The sequence below is a fragment of the Sphaerisporangium perillae genome, assembly GCF_023276435.1.
Taxonomy (GTDB): domain Bacteria; phylum Actinomycetota; class Actinomycetes; order Streptosporangiales; family Streptosporangiaceae; genus Sphaerisporangium; species Sphaerisporangium perillae.
The window spans coordinates 13,108-29,231 of sequence record NZ_JALLPO010000033.1; the positions used below are offsets into that span (position 1 = coordinate 13,108).

The 16,124-nt window shown below is 68.5% G+C and carries 15 protein-coding genes; 7 read left to right on the plus strand and 8 right to left on the minus strand.

Features of this window, described 5'->3' with window-relative positions:
* Positions 1-96 precede the first annotated feature (96 nt).
* Complete coding sequence (locus MYF83_RS28950; RefSeq protein ID WP_248963898.1) at positions 97-561, plus strand: hypothetical protein; 465 nt, start codon at positions 97-99, stop codon at positions 559-561.
* Here the strand turns inward: MYF83_RS28950 and MYF83_RS28955 are convergent, their stop codons facing one another.
* Positions 562-2,577 (minus strand): hypothetical protein, encoded by a 2,016-nt coding sequence (locus MYF83_RS28955; RefSeq protein ID WP_248963899.1) that lies wholly within the window; start codon positions 2,575-2,577, stop codon positions 562-564.
* A 404-nt stretch (positions 2,578-2,981) separates the two neighbouring features.
* Here MYF83_RS28955 and MYF83_RS28960 point away from each other — a divergent pair, with 404 nt between their 5' ends.
* Together MYF83_RS28960 and MYF83_RS28965 are read left to right on the plus strand one after the other, a co-directional pair.
* A complete protein-coding gene (locus MYF83_RS28960; protein WP_248963900.1) occupies positions 2,982-4,205 on the plus strand; it encodes a S8 family peptidase in 1,224 nt (407 codons plus the stop codon).
* A gap of 221 nt (positions 4,206-4,426) precedes the next feature.
* A complete protein-coding gene (locus MYF83_RS28965; protein ID WP_248963901.1) occupies positions 4,427-4,810 on the plus strand; it encodes a VOC family protein in 384 nt (127 codons plus the stop codon).
* A 61-nt stretch (positions 4,811-4,871) separates the two neighbouring features.
* Here MYF83_RS28965 and MYF83_RS28970 read toward each other — a convergent pair whose 3' ends face one another.
* The gene (locus MYF83_RS28970) at positions 4,872-5,687 is read right to left on the minus strand and encodes a DUF2786 domain-containing protein (protein WP_248963902.1); all 816 of its coding nucleotides are present in this window, start codon (positions 5,685-5,687) and stop codon (positions 4,872-4,874) included.
* A 395-nt stretch (positions 5,688-6,082) separates the two neighbouring features.
* On the opposite strand from MYF83_RS28970, the gene MYF83_RS28975 reads away from it, so the two are divergent.
* The 3 genes from MYF83_RS28975 (at position 6,083) to MYF83_RS28985 (ending at position 9,639) form a co-directional block, all read left to right on the plus strand.
* Positions 6,083-6,238, plus strand: a complete 156-nt coding sequence (locus MYF83_RS28975; protein ID WP_248963903.1) for a hypothetical protein — start codon at positions 6,083-6,085, stop codon at positions 6,236-6,238.
* A 595-nt stretch (positions 6,239-6,833) separates the two neighbouring features.
* Complete coding sequence (locus MYF83_RS28980) at positions 6,834-7,991, plus strand: CaiB/BaiF CoA transferase family protein (RefSeq protein WP_248963904.1); 1,158 nt, start codon at positions 6,834-6,836, stop codon at positions 7,989-7,991.
* Positions 7,992-8,124: 133 nt separating this feature from the next.
* Positions 8,125-9,639 (plus strand): carboxyl transferase domain-containing protein, encoded by a 1,515-nt coding sequence (locus tag MYF83_RS28985; RefSeq protein WP_248963905.1) that lies wholly within the window; start codon positions 8,125-8,127, stop codon positions 9,637-9,639.
* On the opposite strand, the gene MYF83_RS28990 is transcribed toward MYF83_RS28985, so the two are convergent.
* The 4 genes from MYF83_RS28990 to MYF83_RS29005 are packed head-to-tail and all read right to left on the minus strand — an operon-like array spanning position 9,612 to position 12,355.
* Positions 9,612-10,997 (minus strand): hypothetical protein, encoded by a 1,386-nt coding sequence (locus MYF83_RS28990; protein ID WP_248963906.1) that lies wholly within the window; start codon positions 10,995-10,997, stop codon positions 9,612-9,614. The genes MYF83_RS28985 and MYF83_RS28990 overlap by 28 nt on opposite strands.
* Complete coding sequence (locus MYF83_RS28995) at positions 10,990-11,502, minus strand: sigma-70 family RNA polymerase sigma factor (protein ID WP_248963907.1); 513 nt, start codon at positions 11,500-11,502, stop codon at positions 10,990-10,992. The genes MYF83_RS28990 and MYF83_RS28995 overlap by 8 nt, the downstream gene beginning before the upstream one ends.
* On the minus strand, positions 11,499-11,927 hold the full coding sequence (locus tag MYF83_RS29000; protein ID WP_248963908.1) for a UCP033725 family protein: 429 nt from the start codon (positions 11,925-11,927) through the stop codon (positions 11,499-11,501). The genes MYF83_RS28995 and MYF83_RS29000 overlap by 4 nt, the downstream gene beginning before the upstream one ends.
* Positions 11,924-12,355 carry a hypothetical protein gene (locus MYF83_RS29005; protein ID WP_248963909.1) on the minus strand — a complete coding sequence of 144 codons (432 nt, stop codon included), beginning with the start codon at positions 12,353-12,355 and terminating at the stop codon, positions 11,924-11,926. The genes MYF83_RS29000 and MYF83_RS29005 overlap by 4 nt, the downstream gene beginning before the upstream one ends.
* Before the next feature lie 363 nt (positions 12,356-12,718).
* On the opposite strand from MYF83_RS29005, the gene MYF83_RS29010 reads away from it, so the two are divergent.
* On the plus strand, positions 12,719-13,969 hold the full coding sequence (locus MYF83_RS29010; RefSeq protein ID WP_248963910.1) for an RNA-guided endonuclease InsQ/TnpB family protein: 1,251 nt from the start codon (positions 12,719-12,721) through the stop codon (positions 13,967-13,969).
* A gap of 17 nt (positions 13,970-13,986) precedes the next feature.
* Here MYF83_RS29010 and MYF83_RS29015 read toward each other — a convergent pair whose 3' ends face one another.
* Together MYF83_RS29015 and MYF83_RS29020 are read right to left on the minus strand one after the other, a co-directional pair.
* On the minus strand, positions 13,987-14,946 hold the full coding sequence (locus MYF83_RS29015; protein ID WP_248963911.1) for a carbon-nitrogen hydrolase family protein: 960 nt from the start codon (positions 14,944-14,946) through the stop codon (positions 13,987-13,989).
* A gap of 9 nt (positions 14,947-14,955) precedes the next feature.
* On the minus strand, positions 14,956-15,975 hold the full coding sequence (locus MYF83_RS29020; RefSeq protein WP_248963912.1) for a DUF418 domain-containing protein: 1,020 nt from the start codon (positions 15,973-15,975) through the stop codon (positions 14,956-14,958).
* Between the last annotated feature and the right edge of the window lie 149 nt (positions 15,976-16,124).

The window sequence follows — 16,124 nt, forward strand, 5'->3', positions numbered from 1 at the left end:
GCGTCGGTCAGATTGTAGATACTAGGTGGCGCAGTGGTTCTCACTGAGATTATGTGGGGCGCGACCGGGTTCCGGCCAGACGTGGAGGCGAAGACGATGCTCGGGCTGTCCAGTCCCGTAAAGCTCTGCCGTAAGGCCGCCGCGCTCGTGCTGCTCGCACCCTTGGTACTAACCGCCTGCACATCCGGCGAAAGCCCCACATCCAGCCAAGCCGGTCAAACACTGAAAACCCATATCCTACAACTGTTGAAGGAGCGAAACGCGGATAATATTGCTATAACCGACCCGGGTGGTAAGAACATTCCGTGCGCCAAAGACAAGGCGAAGCAGACGTTTGCTGCATCGGGAAGAGATCTTCCTGAAAGGAAGCCGGATGCGCTTATCGATTCATTGTTGGGTGCACTAAAGAGGGTTGCGCCGTATCAAATTGTTTCTTCGGGCACTCCGGGGCAGCCTATTCGTGTGGAAAACAAGACGACTCGAACAATTTTGGTCCTTGGCTCGCCGGTAAACGGTAAGTACGTTGTTAGCGGAGAGACTCAATGTCTTGATGTTCGCTAGTTAATGATCGAACATGTGTACGCGATCCCGTGCGTAATCCTTGCGTCCGTCGAAACGGTCTGCCAGGAAACGAGTGACACCGCCGAGAGAACGCTTGTCGTCGCTTAGGCCATTATCTATGAACCAGTTGTCGAGGGCGTTGACGCCCTCTTTTCCTGACTTCAGGATGTCGGCGAAGGGGCGTAGGTGACCGTTGGTGTCTGCGATGGCCACACCTTTCGGGTGTGCGGCCTGGTAGTCCCTGGGGGAGATCTTAGGCTTGAAACCCGCGTCCATTAACGCTTGAGCGATGGCGTGCTGGCGGCCGAGGGTTTCTCGTTCGTCCGCTGTGCGGATCTTGTCGAGCTCTTTGATGTCTTCTGGTTTCAGATAGGTGTCGTAGCCCGACCAGGCCGTACTCACAAATGTCCACGTTTTTGGAATATCCTCAATAAGCCCTCCTAGTCCGGCGAAGCCCATTATCGTGCCGATCATAAAGCTTCGGGTATCGCTGGACGCCTCGGCAGCGTCGTCTATGGCTTTGCCAAGCTTTTCGCGGGTTGCCAACTGGAGACCGCGAACGTTGCCGAGTGCCGCGAAGGTGTCGTCCAGCCGAGTGGAGTCCTTGGTCTTCATCATGTCCGACACACCTCCACGCACCAGGCGGGTGGCGAGGATGTCCATGCCGGTCTGGAAAGGTGCCTGGTTCCTCAGGCTGTCGGCGAATGTCTTGATGAACTTGTAAGTGTCCTCTGGGCTCAACCGGAAAACCGGCTTCAGGCCAGGGATCTGGGAGTCGACGTCTCCGTAGGCGCTGGAGAGCAGGTGGTTGGTGTCGCCGAAGTTCGCCCCCTCCGTGATCTCTGTGGTGTACGCTCCGGCGATCATGGAAAGGTGGATCCTGGTCGGATCGGCCAGTTTGAAGTCGTCTGCTGTCGTGATGACGGTGAAGGCGAAGCGGGCCGCGACGTCGCTGTGTTGGCCGTCCTTTTCGTCGTACGCGCCCGAGGCGGCCGCCAGTACACGTCCGAACGCGTCGGCCGACGAGTCATCCCCTTGTGCCCGGTCGTTGAGGGTTTTGAGGAAGGTCGCCAGGTCGGGTCGCTGATCTTTCGGCTGTATAGACACGAGAGGTATTGACAGCTTGGCCAGGGTGTCCCTGGGCAGCGGGCTGTCGCGGGCGACAAGGCTGATCGCCAGGCGGGCTGCGCCTGGGTCCTTGGCAAGCGCCTTGAGATACGGGGTGAGTATCGAACCTGCGGTCCTGTCGCCAGGGGTGAAGATCTGAGTGGCGACCACTTGAGCGAGCCATTCGGTAGGAAAGCGGCCCGCCGACAACAGCTCTCCGATGGCTTTTTGCTCGTCATAGTTTGCGGCTTTTTTCGTCAAGCCATTGCTGATCGCGGCGAGACCGGCGGCTGCGGCGCCCCCGGCGCTGAGGGCCGTTCCCAAGGCCTGGCTCACCGTGTCGACCGCCGACTGATCGCCCTCCTGCAAGCCACGCCGCAGCCGCTCCGGAAGCTGCAAGGTGCGGTTCAGCCCGAGTCCGGCGAAGAATGCGGCGGTGAACTCGGGATCGTGGGCGTGAGCGGCCAGCCCGTCCACGATCTTCTGGTACTTCTCATCCAGGCCCGGGTCGAAGAAGACATCCGGGTCGATCTTCTTGTACTGGGCCGCCAGATCCGTGCCGAGCCGTTGTGCCTCCGCCGCGGGGAGCACACTCTTCTCCTCGTACGGCACCAGGGCGCTGGCCGCGGCCGGCGACCAGTCGGGGAGCTTGGCGATGTCGTGGGCCATTTTGCTGCGGCGTCGCAGGTCGGGGAGGCGTTCGTCGAGCCAGCGTTCGACCTCGGCTATGGGGTCCAGGGATGTCGCGGAGACGTCGTTGGCGGCGAAGACCCTGCGGATCGCCTCGGTGCGTTCGCCGATGACGCCTCGGGCGTGCTCGACCTCGGTGACGAATCCGTCCATCAGGCCGGGATTGATGCCGGTGAACTCCGGTGAAAGTGGCCCCGTGCCCGGCGGTAGCGTGCCCACGCGTTCCTCGCCCCCTCCGACGCCCCAGTAAGTCGGGTCACCAACGTAACCCAGTCACACGCCCCCGGAAGCGGATCAGCCTGAAGTGATCGATCGGTTTGCCGGCTCGTCGTGGTGGTGGTTGACCTGAAACCCGGAATAGCGGCGGGAAATTGCTCCAGCACGCCTTCCGTGGCCGCAGAGCGGGCGACACATAAACATGTAGTCCCCGATGCCATATTCGAGGCGCTTGGCATCGGCAGGGCTTACCGCAGCTGTCGCCCGATTCTTGTAGGAATCTGACAACTACATACACTCTGTGTCAATTTCATGTAACAACTCACGCTTGCCGCTGGCAGGAGACGGCAACGCGAGTCAACCTCAACTTGTCGGCCAGCCAGGCCGTAGAGTGGAGGAACCCCCCCGTGCGCAAAACGCTCCTCACCGTCCTCTTCGCAAGTTCCCTCGCGCTGGCGGCGACACCGGCCACAGCCGCGTTCGCTGCCGCTCCCGACCCGGTCGGCGACTACATCGTCGTTCTGAAGGCCGGTACGGATCCCTCCTCCCTCGCCGACACACAGGCGCGCTCCCGCGGGGGCGCCGTGGCGAAGATCTTCAGCCATGCCCTGCAGGGCTACTCGGCCAAGATGAGCGCCTCCGCCGCCTCCGCCATCGCGGGAGACTCCCGGGTGCTGTGGGTCCAGCCCGACCGAGCCGTGTCGATCAGCGCCCAGACTGTGCCCACCGGAGTCAACCGGGCCGATGCCGAGCTCAGCCCCACTGCCAAGATCAACGGTGTGGACGAGCGGGTCGGCGTCGATGTAGCGGTGATCGACACCGGTATCCAGCTCACCCACCCCGACCTGAACGTCTACACCGCGGGAGCCAAGAACTGCTCCACCGGCTCGAGTGCCAATGACGGCAATGGTCATGGAACGCACGTGGCGGGCACCATCGGCGCGCTGGACAACGGCGACGGCGTCGTTGGCGTGGCGCCCGGCGCTCGCGTGTGGCCGGTACGGGTCCTGAACAACTCCGGTAGCGGCACCTTGTCGAGCGTGATCTGCGGCATCGACTACGTCACCGCTCATGCCTCCGAGATCGAGGTCGCGAACATGAGCCTCGGTGCCACCGGTGCCGACGACGGCAACTGCGGTAACAGCAACAATGACGCCATGCACCGGGCGATCTGCGCCTCCGTGGCGGCAGGGGTGACCTACGCTGTCGCGGCCGGTAACGAGACCGACAACGCGGCCAACCACGTGCCCGCGGCGTACGACGAGGTCATCACCGTCAGCGCGCTGGCCGACTTCAACGGGCTTCCCGGGGGAGGGGCGGCGCCTACCTGCCGCAGCGACGTCGACGACACCCTGGCGGACTTCTCCAACTACGGCGCCGACGTCGACGTCATCGCCCCGGGCGTGTGCATCCTGTCCACCTGGAAAGGCAGCGCCTACAACACCATCTCGGGCACCTCTATGGCCACCCCGCACGTCGCGGGTGGCGCGGCCCTCTACAAGGCCACCCACCCCACTGCGTCCCCGGCGAGCGTGAAATCTGCGCTCCAGGCGGCGGGGACCACCGACTGGAACTCCGCCGGCGACCCCGACGGCATCAAGGAGAAGCTGCTGAACGTCGCCACCTTCTGATCCCTGGCCGCCCCGGCCGAACGACAGGGCCCGCGCGCGTCGGCGCGCGGGCCTCTTCCTGCCGTCGCACACGCACCGCCTGGCACCTGGCGGTGTGCTTCTCGGGGTCTCCCGCGCACGTCGAGGCTCTTCGGCGGCGGGCGCTCCGGTGCTGCTTGCGAGGCCTGGCGGCGTGTGGTTGCGTGACGCGACACGCAGGCCGACATCGGGAGGTACCGCACGTGCCGCACTACAGCAGACTCTGCAAGATCGTGATCGATGTGCCGGACGCCGACCACGATGCCGAGCTGGGGTTCTGGCAGGCCGCGACCGGGGTGACGCTGAACCGGTACGAGTCCGAGCCCGCCTATCACGGAGCGGACCTGCGAGGCCAGGACATCGGGCTGCTGGTCCAGCGCCTTGAGGACGGGCCGGCCCGGGTGCATCTCGACATTCACACCGACGACCTGGAGGCGGAGGTCGCACGGCTGGAGCGCCTCGGTGCCAAGCGTGTACGGCAGGTCCGTGGTTGGTGGATCATGCGGGATCCAGCCGGCCTGCCGTTCTGTGTGATCCCCGACGCCCCCGGCTCACTCGACGACGGCAACGCCCAGCGCTGGGATTGACCCGTTCGGGGACGGCTCTTCCCGCCGCCCTCCTGGCCTTCGCGGCTGATGTTCTCGCCGGTCAGGGGGTCAGCTGGCCGGTGGGGAAGTCGGGGAGGTTGCGGTCGCTCAGGTCGGCTTTCCGGCCGGCCTCGCGGCCGGTGTGGTAGCCGCCGGCGTCGAGGGTGGTGGAGCGGGCGCGCCTCAGGCCGGGGAAGCGGCGTTCGAACTCGGCCTGCACCAGCGCCGTGCGGTCCAGGAGCACGAGCTCGGCTCCGGTTCCTCTCACCTGGTCTGCCACTTCCGCCACCCGTTCGCGCAGCTTGGTGGAGACCCCGGAGCCGAAGCCGACGTAGAAGGCCCGCCGGAAGTCGGAGGTGGCCCGGGAACGCCGGTCCTTCCCGGCGACCGCTTCCAGTTCGCCTGCGACGAAGCGCCGCACAGCGGGCCTGACCTGGTTCTCCATCTGCAAGGTGATGGACGGCAGCAGGAGGCGCAGGCTGTCGAGCACGGGCTCGGGGCCGATCACGGTCATGGTGACGCGTCCGGCGCCACGGATTCCCCGGCCCTTGGCGCCGGTCCAGTGCTGCGCGCCCTTGCAGCCGAGGGCGTCGCAGATCAGGTGGAGCGCCCAGCAGCGTTCGCGTGCGTGGCCGCCGCGGTTGGAGACCTCGAACTCGATGCCGTCGATGGTCTCCGAGCGGCCGGTGGAGCCTCGCCGCACCGCGCTGGCGTCCAGGCCGTACCGCAGCATCAGGGCGGCCGCGTGCGCCGAGGCGAGCGCGGCCTCCTCTTCGCCGGTGTTGGGGTGCTCCGCCAGGTCCAGCAGCCGCCGGACCCTTTCCATGATCTTGGCGGTGGACGCCGCGTCGGTGCCCTTCAGCGGACGCTCTCCCATCGCTCGCGCGGACGGGCCAGGTGGGGTGGACGTCGCGCCGGAGCGGGTGGCGATGACGGGCGTCGCGGTGGTGCCATGTGCTCACGCCTCCTCCGGCGATGCGACGGGATGACCAACTTAACGCACGTCAGCGGCAGTGGACGGGGAGACGGGGGACAGCGCCGGCCGCCATTGTGCGGGCCTCACCCGGTCGCCGAAGAAGGAACTCTCGACATGCTTTGACGCGATAAATCGGGAAATAGTCACGCGGTGATCGCTGGTTGGTCGTGCTTCCATCCCGGAATCGTCACTGATTGTCCTGTTTTTCCAGGTACTGAGCACTATGTGTGATTGGCGGGGGATGTCGCGGGTAGCCGTTCAGTGGAAACGGTGACCGGAAGACGGTGGTGAAGAAGATGGCATCCATGATGGACCGCATCAAGGACTACCTGCGCAGCCCGAAGGGGCATGAGCACATGGGCAAGGCCAAGACGATGGCCAAGGACCCCCGGCACCAGCGCAAGCTGCGCGAGCTCGTGGACCGGTGGCGTACGCGCAAGACCCATCACTAAGTGTGCCGCCCGCGGACATTCGCGGGGTCGGCCGACGTACGGCGGCGCCGGCATCGCCGTACTGCTTCTCGCCGTCGCGGCGCGCCATGTGCGAGCGCCACGGCAGGCGGGAAGGGGAAGGCCGCCTGGTGAAAGCCATGGGGGCCTGAAGGGGGAAGCCGAGCCGGTCTTGATAAAGGTGAATAGACGGCCGTATCAGACGAGTACCACCGGGCGGACTGGCGAGGCCGCCCGGCGGCGCTGCTCGAAGCCGAGGCAGGGAGCGCCGATCTGATCAGGTGCGGTCCTAGGGGATCGGGACGTGGCATCCGGTGGACACGATCCGGTCGGGACAAAAGGTGGCATGCCCCGGTGCGTGGCCGGCTCGTGCGTGGCCGGCTCGTGGGTGGCCGGTCCTGGGGGATCGGGATGTGGTGGTCGGTGGGGTGATCCGGTCGGGATAATGAGGTGATGTGCCTCGGTGCGTGGTCGGATCGTGGGGGTGGTCGGGCCGGCTCGGGGAGGTACCTGGGTGTCGAGTGGTCGGGGTAACCTGGCAGGCTTGCCTGTGGATACCCGAACGCGATTCTCCCCCGACCCCCCGTGGAGGCTGACCTTGCAGGGACCGCTCAGTGACATCGTGGTCCTCGACCTGTCCCGTGCTCTGGCCGGGCCGCACGGAGCGCAGATGCTCGGTGACCTGGGCGCCACGGTGATCAAGGTTGAGCATCCTGACGGTGGTGACGAGTCGCGCGGCTGGGGGCCGCCCTTCGTCGGACCTTCGGGCGACATTTCGACGTACTTCCTGGCGGCCAATCGTAACAAGCGGTCCATCACCCTCGACCTCAAGGCCGAGGAGGGTGCCGCCCTGCTCACCCGCCTGGTGCGGCAGAGCGATGTCCTGATCGAGAACTTCCGTACGGGCGTGCTCGACCGGCTGGGCTTCTCCGTGGAGCGCCTGCACGAGCTGAACCCCCGCCTGGTGATCCTCTCGATCACCGGCTTCGGCCATGACGGCCCTGAGGGCGGGCGCCCGGGGTACGACCAGATCGCGCAGGGCGAGGCGGGCCTGATGAGCCTCACCGGCCCTTCGCCCGCCGAGCCGTACCGCGTGGGCGCCTCGATCGCCGACCTGCTCGCGGGCATCCACGGCGCGTACGGCGTGCTGGCCGCGCTGTACGAGAGGGAGCGCACCGGCAAGGGGAAGGTCGTGCGCACTTCGCTGCTCGCGTCGGTGGTGGGGGTGCACTCCTACCACGGGACGGCGTGGACGGTCGGCGGCAAGGTCCCGGGCGCCGGCGGGAACCACCACGCCTCGATCGCACCGTATGGGGCCTTCCACTGCGCCGACGGGATGATCCAGATCGCGGTGGCCAACGACGTCCAGTGGCGCAGGCTGGCCCCCCTCCTCGGCATCGACCCGGAGACGCCTAGGTACGCGGTCAACAGGGAGAGGTTCGCCCACCGCGACGAGCTGATCGCCGACATGGAGAAGGCGCTGGCCGCGCACGACCGGGCCCACTGGCTCGCCGCGCTCGCCGAGGCGGGTATCCCGGCCGGCGCGATCCGTTCCATCGACGAGGTCTACGCCTGGGACCAGACCCGGTCGCAGGGGCTCCTCCTCACCGTCGAGCATCCGGTGCTCGGTTCCATCGAGCTCCCGGGGTCGCCGCTGAGGTTCGACGGGGAACCGCCCGCCGAGCATCTCGCCCCGCCCTCGCTCGGCCAGGACAACGAGGCCGTGCTCGAGTGGCTGGCGAAGCGGGAAGCGTGACCGGCCCGGTGAGGAGATCGGTGCCCGAGGTCCGGCGCGGGCGACCGTCCCGCGACCGGATCAGCGCATCGGCGCCCGTGACCCAGCCGTTGGGGAGAGTGGTGTTCGGGCGGCGGGTTTGGGGAGGTGGGCGGTGAGTCCCGGGCGGCCGGACGCGTACACGCTGATCCGGACCGTGCTCGACCCCGGGTCGTGGAAGTCGTGGGACGTACCGACCGTGGATCCCGCGCCGCCGGGCTCGCCGTACGCCGAGGAACTGGCCGCCGCGCGCGCGAGGACGCCTTACGACGAGTCGGTGGTGACCGGCGAGGGGCTGCTGGGCGGTCGCCGGGTGGCGGTCATGGCGTGCGAGTTCTCCTTCCTCGCCGGGTCGATCGGGGTGGCCGCCGCCGAGCGGCTGGTACGCGCCGTCGAGCGGGCGACCGCGGAAGGACTGCCGCTGCTGGCCGCGCCGGCGTCGGGCGGCACCCGTATGCAGGAGGGCGCGCTCGCCTTCGTGCAGATGATCAAGATCAGCGCCGCAGTGTCGGCGCATCGCGCGGCCGGCCTGCCGTACCTCGTGTACCTGCGCCACCCCACCACCGGCGGGGTGTTCGCGTCGTGGGGGTCGCTCGGCCACGTGACCGCCGCCGAGCCGGGAGCGCTGATCGGATTCCTGGGCCCGAGGGTGTTCGAGTCCCTGCACGGCTACGCCTTCCCGCAGGGCGTCCAGGTCGCCGAGAACCTGTTCGACCACGGCCTCGTCGACGCCGTGGTGTCGGCCGAGAACGCCCGCGAGATCGCGATCCGCGCGCTGTCCGTCCTGTGCGCGACCACGGATGCCGGAGCGGGCGAGGACCTCACGCGGGGGCCCGAGCCGGAGGAGCGGGTCACCACCGTCGACGCCTGGGAGGCGATCAGCCGTTCCCGCCGCGACGACCGGCCCGGCGTCCGGGCGCTGCTCAAGCTGGGCGCCACGGACGTGACCCCGCTGAACGGCACGGGCGCGGGGGAGAACGATCCCGGCCTGCTCCTCGCCCTCGCGAGGTTCGGCAGGGCTCCGGCCGTGGTGCTCGGCCAGGACCGTCGCCGGCAGAGCACCGGGCGCCAGCTCGGTCCCGCCGGGCTGAGGGTCGCCCGCCGGGGCATGCACCTCGCCTCCGAGCTGGGCCTGCCGCTGGTCACCGTCATCGACACCGCCGGGGCGGCGCTGTCGAAGGCGGCCGAGGAGGGCGGGCTGTCCGCGGAGATCGCCCGTTCGCTCGCCGACCTGGTGATGCTGGACGCGCCGACCGTGTGCCTGCTGCTCGGGGAGGGGGCGGGCGGCGCCGCTCTGGCCCTGCTGCCCGCCGACCGGGTGCTGGGCGCCCAGCACGGCTGGCTGTCGCCGCTGCCGCCCGAGGGCGCGTCGGCGATCCTGTACCGGACCATCGACTTCGCCCCCGAGATCGCCAAAGCGCAGGGCGTGCGGGCGCAGGACCTGAAGCGGGACGGCATCGTCGACCGGATCATCCCGGAGTTCCCGGACGCCGCCTACGAGCCGAGGGCCTTCTGCGGGCGGGTCGCCGCGACGCTCGAGTACGAGATCCTCGGGCTGCTGAAGCGCCCGCCCGAGGATCGTCTGGCGACCCGCCTCGCCCGCTACCGCCGGCTCGGTGTCTCCGGCTGATCCGGGGTGGAGGTCCCGGCCTGATCCGGGGTGGAGGTCCCGGCCTGATCCGCTGAGGAGGGTCCGGTCTGGCCCGTGGCAGTGGTACCGGTCTGGTCCGTGACAGGGGTTCCCGGCCGGTCCGGGCCGGAGGCGGTGGGCCGGGCCGGTGTGGCGATGGGAGCGTCGGTCCAGAGCGGCGGATGCGCGGATTCGTCGACGCGTGTGGTCTGCTTGCCCTCGGCGTCGTAGCAGACGATCGAGTAACCCTCGGCGTAGACGTCACCCGCGTGTTCGTACGGAGCGGAGTACAGGGTGAAACCCCTGTGCCACGGGTCCGGGATCGCGTCGGCCGACACCCTCCGGCCGTCTTTGAGAGTCAGTTCGATCCTGGCCGTTCCAGCCGGCGCGATGCCGAACCAGTGTCCACGGCCGAAGTGCCAGTCCGACGGGATGGCGTCCTTGAGCGATTCGCCGGTGGCCATGATCTCCGTCCCGACGACGACCTCGTCGTGGTTCAGCCAAGCCAGCGTCCCGTCCTCGTACAGGCGCGCGGTCAGGCCTCCTCGCAGGTCCACGGCGGGCTCCACGGGCTTCGCGCTCGTCAGCTCGTCCGAACGCTTGGAGGGTGTCATCCGCACGAGGATCTTCCCGTCGGCGTCGCTGAACTGGAAGGCGCGCACTTGCGCCCGTGCTGGGTAGGTCACCGCCCACACCGTGGCGGGCGCGCCTTCCGGCCGGTAGATCGTGCCGGGCAGGAGGGTCCCGTCCTTGGCGACGGCCTGGACCTTCGCCACCGGGGCACGAGCCACGCCATAGGAGATCGCCGTGTCGGCGCGAGGCCACTTGCCCGCCGTGCCGCCGACGTACCAGGCGTACTCCCCTGAGTGACGGGGGTCATCGTCCATCGGGCAGCCCGCGACGCTTCCGCCGCGGAGCGCGGACTGGACGGCCCAGCACAGGACGTCGTACTTCGGCGCGTCCGGCGCGACCGGCTGGTCAAGGCCTTTCTGCTGGGGCATCCGGGAGAACCACAGGCGCATGATCCTGCCGTCGTCGGGGTTGACCAGGGCGAGCGTCTCGCCGATCGGCGGGTGCTCCGCCGTCTGGGTCTGGTAGGCGTCCTGGCGTTCCGGCGACGCCCCGGTGGCCGGGGCGGTGCGGGCGCCGGTGGTGGCGCTGTCGGCCCCCCCGTGCGAGAGGACGAGGGGCACGCCGGCGATCACGGCGGCCGTCGCGACCGGGACGGCGGCCAGTGCGGCCCACCTCATGCGCCGGGTCCTTCTCACCCGCTGCTGGACGCCCAGCCACGCGTGGGGGCTGGTCTCGTAGGTCGAGGCACGGTCGCGCAGCGCCTCGCGGAGGTCGTTCTCAATCATCGCTGCTCTCCTGGAGTGAACGGCCGAGGGCCGCGATGGCGCGGCTGGTGTGGCTCTTGACGGAGCCGGTGGTCACGCCCATGGCGTCGGCGATCTCGCGTTCGGACAGGTCGAGCCAGTAACGCAGGACCAGGGCTTCGCGCTGGCGCCGGGGCAGCCGGTCGACCGCGGCGAGCAGGTCCCGGTGGCGTTCGGCGATCAGGAACGCCTGCTCGCCGCTCCTTTCGGGAGGAGGCGGCTCGGGTTTGCGCAGGCGCGTGAGCCTGAGGTGGCGTATCCGGTTGCGGGTCAGGTTGCAGACGATCGACCGGAGGTAGGGCACGGCCGCCGCGTCATCGCGCAGGCGCGCCAGTCTCTGGTGCAGGCGCGCGAAGGCCTCCTGGGCGATGTCCTCCGGATCGTCCGCGCCGAGCAGGCCGGCCAGCCGGACCATCGCCGGGTAGTGCGCGGCGAAGATCTCGGCGAACGACGGGCGCTCGCGGGTGAGGGTCGGGGCTTCGGTCACACCCCAGAGACACTCACGCCCTGCGCCGGTTGACATGGGATCGGCACGCGTTCGACGCGGATGGAGTGGACCTCCTCATGCGGGACGACCACCTCGTAGGCCCCGTGGTCGACCATCCAGTAGCCGAGCGCCTCGGCCTTCAGGCCGCTGTGGCCGGTGTAGGCGATGTGCAGCCCGTCGTCGTCCTCGTCGAGGACGACGCACGGCTCGCCGCCGAACGCGCCGACCGTGCGCAGCAGGACCAGCCACTGGAGGTCTTCGCGCCTGACCTGCCGCCGCCAGTAGCCGCCCACCCGGTCGAAGCCCTCCCGGGGCTCCTCGCTGAACAGGATCACGTCGCCGGGGCCGGGGCCGAGCGCGGCGGCGTACGTCTGGTCGTGCTGGTGGGCGATGAAGCCGAGGCCCACGGGCTCGATGTCGCTCATGCGGCCGGCCGCCAGGTGAGCCCGTCGTAGTCGGCGAAGGACCGCTCGCCGCGGAAGGTCAGGTGGCGGATCTCCGCCCCCGCCGGGATGGGCATCGGCGTGGTGTGGAACTGGGGGACGACGTGCTGGCGGGAGGTGGTGAACCCGTTGCCGGCGAACGGCGGCGAATCGTTCCAATCTCCGCCCATGTGCGGGCCGTAGGGCACGACGTAGGTGTCGGTGTCGCGGACCTGCCACCGGAGGATGTACAGCTCGGGGACCGAGGGTGTGAGCTCGGATCCCTCGAACGTCAGGTCGAGCGCCGAGACCAGTTGCTCGGGGCTGGTCAGCCGCGAGCAGTCTTGGACGCGGTAGACGTAACCCGAGATGATCGTGCGCTGGCCCGCGAGGTAGGGCACCAGCAGCCGAGGCGGGATGACTTTTTGCATCTGCGTACTTGGTGCCGGCTCGCTCACATCCCGCATTTTACCGGAGAGCCGCATCAAGCCCTGGTCATTCAGGCGGGGATAAATGTGGTCCCCATCGGGGATGGCCCGTCGTAGGCAGGGCAGACCTCAGCTCGAACCGCACATTTCCGACTCGCTGGTTGATCGGATGGGTCGGCGTTGTCTTCCAATGGACGCCTTGCTGATCGTGAGCGAGGTGCGCCGTGGGAGGCCGCGAAGTAGGGCGGTGTCCGGATGTGGCCATGCTCGCCGGCTCGGTCATGTCGAGATTCGGCTTTCATGCCTTGGTCAGGCGATACTATTTTCGAGTAATCGATTGACTGCAGAGGGTGGAGGTGTCCAGGGGTGAGGTTGCGGTACAACTTCCGGCTCTACCCCGACGCTCCGCAGCGGGAGATGCTCGCCAAGACGTTCGGGTGTGCCCGGGTGGTGTGGAATGACGCCCTGGCTGCGCGTAAGGCAGCCCGCCAGGCCGGGCTGCCGTTCATCGGGGACGCCGAGATCCAACGTCTGGTGCTCACCGCTGCGAAGAAGACCCCTGGGCGGGCATGGCTGACCGAGGTGTCCTCAGTGGTGCTCCAGCAGTCGGTGCGTGATCTCAATACCGCATACAGGAACTTCTTCGATTCGGTCAGGGGGAGGCGCCGGGGGCCGAGGATGGGGTTGCCCCGATTCAAGTCCCGTCACGAGCACCGGCAGACGGCCAGGTTCAACAGCAATGCCTTCTCTCTCACGGCTCAAGGCCGTTTGTATCTGGCGAAGGTCGGCGAGGTGGAGGTCCGCTGGTCCCGGGCGCTGCCCGCCGCTCCGTCGTCAGTCACGGTGGTCAAGGACGCTGCGGGAAGGTACTTTTGCTCGTTCGTGGTTATGGTGGCGGACGGCGGTGAGGTCCTGCCGGAGGTTGACACCGAGACGGGGATCGATCTGGGGCTCACCCACTACGCGACCTTCAGCACTGGCGACAAGGTGACCAACCCCAAGTGGTTGCGGCGGCGGGAGAAGAAACTCGCCAGGCTGCAACGCTCGCTGTCCGGCAAGGAGGAGGGGTCGAAGAACCGGGACAAGGCCCGGGTGCAACTCGCGCGTCAGCATGCGAAGGTGGCCGATGCGCGCCGAGATTTTCTGCACAAGACGACGACCTCGATCATCCTCGAGAACCAAGGGACGCATATCGAGACGTTGTCGGTGCGGGGGCTGGCGCGGGGCCGTAACGCCAGGTCTGTGAACGACGCGAGTTGGGGTGCGTTCCTCGCTTTGTTGGAGGGTAAGGCCGCCCGGTACGGCAGAATGCTGGTGAAGATCGGTGGCTGGTATCCCTCCTCTCAGCTGTGTCCGTGCTGTGGCTGGAAGGTCGGGAAACTTGCTCTTCAGGTGCGGGAGTGGGATTGCCGGCGGTGTGGTGAGCACCATGATCGGGACGTTGCAGCCGCGATCAACATTCTGCTCGAGGGGCAGCGCATCCTCCGCACTACCCGTATCACCGTGGCCGCTGGGCTGGCTGGACACGGCGAAAACGACTGTGGAGGGCAGGTAAGACCAGGTGAGGCAACTCCAACCCTGGCTCCGCCCGGAATCTACGGTGCACAAGCGGCGTAGCAGAAGCAGTAAGTACCCTACGGCGACGTGGGGGAGTCCTCGGCGTTCACGCCGGGGTGGATGTCAAGATCTGCCGACCTCGGCGGCATGGCGCGATAAATATCTGGGCGCCGATGAGAAAGAGAGGGCAGCGTGGCGCGCACCCGATCGGTCTCGGCCGGGTCGATCTCGACGACCTGGACGGCGCTCCCGGGGCCCAGATCGGTACGTACCACTCCCAAAGGATCGACCAGCATGCTCCGGCCGATCCCGAAGCCGTCCTTGGCCTCCGGGTCGGGCGCCTGCCCGACGGCGAGGGTCCACATGGTGTTCTCGATGGCCCTCGCCCTGACCAGGGTGACCCAGTGCTCTTCCTTCATCGGGCCCGCGCCCCACGCGGCGATCACGACGAACGCCTCGGCGCCCTGGTCCACCAGTGCGCGCGCCAGCTCGGGGAAGCGGATGTCGTAACAGGTGATCAGCCCGACCCGCAGGCCCTCGAGCTCCACGACCACCGGTGTGCCGCCCGGCGCGACGAGGTCGGACTCGCGGGCGCCGAACGAGTCGAACAGGTGGATCTTGCGGTAGGCGGCGCGTAGTCCGCCGCGCCGGTCGAGCGCGACGGCGGTGTTGTACACCCGCCCTCCGGCGGCGCCCTGCCCCGGGTCGCCGGCGGTGTCGTGCGCCCGCTCACCGGCGGTGCCCTGCCCTTCGTCGCCGGCGGTGTCGTGCGCCCGCTCGACGGCCGGGTCGAAGGTGCCGAACACGACGGCGACCTCGTTGGCCCGGGCGGCGTCGGCCACGGCGGTGACGAAGGGGCCGTCGAGCGGCTCGGCGGCCTCGGCGACGCCCTTGCCGAACCGGGTGAGGGTCGCCTCCGGGAACACCGCGAGCGTGGCGCCGCGCGAGGCGGCCCGGCCCAGGGCGTCGCGCACACGCTCCAGGTTGGTCTTGGGGTCGACGGACACCGGTATCTGGCAGAGGGCGATGCGGGTCACCGCACCAGCCTAAGGGCCCGAGGCCCCTGCTGCCGAGGCTCCCGGGCGGCGGTTCGGCACCGGTTCCCACCATGTGAGACACCGCCACACCCACTCCAGCGGGCCGTACCTGAAGCGGGCTGACCACCAGCGGGCGACGGCGGCGAGCGCGGCGATCGTGGCGGCGGCGAGGATGAGGACGCCCGACCGGGTGGCGTCCTGGACGAGGAGCGGCAGCGCCGCGAGGGTGACCAGGGTGCCGGAGACGTACGCGGTGAGGGCGATGCGCCCGAGCGGTTCGAGGACGGCCATCAGCCCCGGCAGGCGAGGCAGCGCGAGCAGCAGGCCCGTGCAGTACGCCGTGCCGGCCGCCAGCCCTGCGAGCGGGTACACGGTCACCGTGTACGGAAAGCGGAACGTCTCGGGGTGCGCCCACAGGTACACCCACGCCCCGGTCAGCGCCAGGGCGAGCGGCGCGCTCACCAGGAACGCCGCTGTCAGCGCGCGGCGCCCGGGGGCGTACTCGATCACGGCCATGCCGAGCAGGAACAGCCCGGGGATGAGCCACACGCCTCCGGCGTGGAAGAGCACGGCCCACAGTGTGGCGGCGATCCCCGCCGCCAGCACCGCCCACCGGCGCAGGTAGGAGGCGGGCAGCAGCACCAGGGCCCCGGTGAGGGCGTAGGGCAGGAGCACCTCGCCGGGGCTGAGCATCCGGTGCAGCAGCCCGAAACAGGCGAGCACCGCGAGCCTGCGGAGCAGGACCAGGCGCGGGCGGGCCGTCCTCCGGGCCGCGGACCGCAGGAACAGCACGAAGCTCATGCCGAAGAGGAAGGAGAAGATCGGGAAGAAGCGGCTCTGCAGGAGGTTCTCGACGATCCAGTCGGTGGGCGTCGTGGTCTTCCGCCCGGCCGCCCCGGACGTGTGCTGCCAGGTGTTGACCAGCGTGATCCCGCAGACCGCGAAGCCGCGCAGCGCGTCCAGTTCCCGGATGCGCGTCGGAGCCGGCCGGCGGTACTCCTCCGGATTCAGGACAAACCTGGCGGTCACTCCACGAGGCTATCTCCGGCTCGATGGCAGAAGGCGGTCTTCGGGGACGTATTTCCGATTGGCGCCGGTTCGTACGGCCGGACGCGGGGCGCTCCCAAGGGCACCGGTTGATACATGCGGTCCGGCGCTCCGATGGGCACACGTTCGTA

What these genes read in the sequence shown, in the direction of transcription:
- MYF83_RS28950 (WP_248963898.1), top strand. Translation starts at nt 97, where the DNA reads ATGCTCGGGCTGTCCAGTCCCGTAAAGCTCTGCCGTAAGGCCGCCGCG.
- MYF83_RS28970 (WP_248963902.1), bottom strand. Translation starts at nt 5,687, where the DNA reads ATGGGAGAGCGTCCGCTGAAGGGCACCGACGCGGCGTCCACCGCCAAG.
- MYF83_RS28975 (WP_248963903.1), top strand. Translation starts at nt 6,083, where the DNA reads ATGGCATCCATGATGGACCGCATCAAGGACTACCTGCGCAGCCCGAAG.
- MYF83_RS28990 (WP_248963906.1), bottom strand. Translation starts at nt 10,997, where the DNA reads ATGATTGAGAACGACCTCCGCGAGGCGCTGCGCGACCGTGCCTCGACC.
- MYF83_RS29000 (WP_248963908.1), bottom strand. Translation starts at nt 11,927, where the DNA reads ATGAGCGACATCGAGCCCGTGGGCCTCGGCTTCATCGCCCACCAGCAC.
- MYF83_RS29005 (WP_248963909.1), bottom strand. Translation starts at nt 12,355, where the DNA reads ATGCAAAAAGTCATCCCGCCTCGGCTGCTGGTGCCCTACCTCGCGGGC.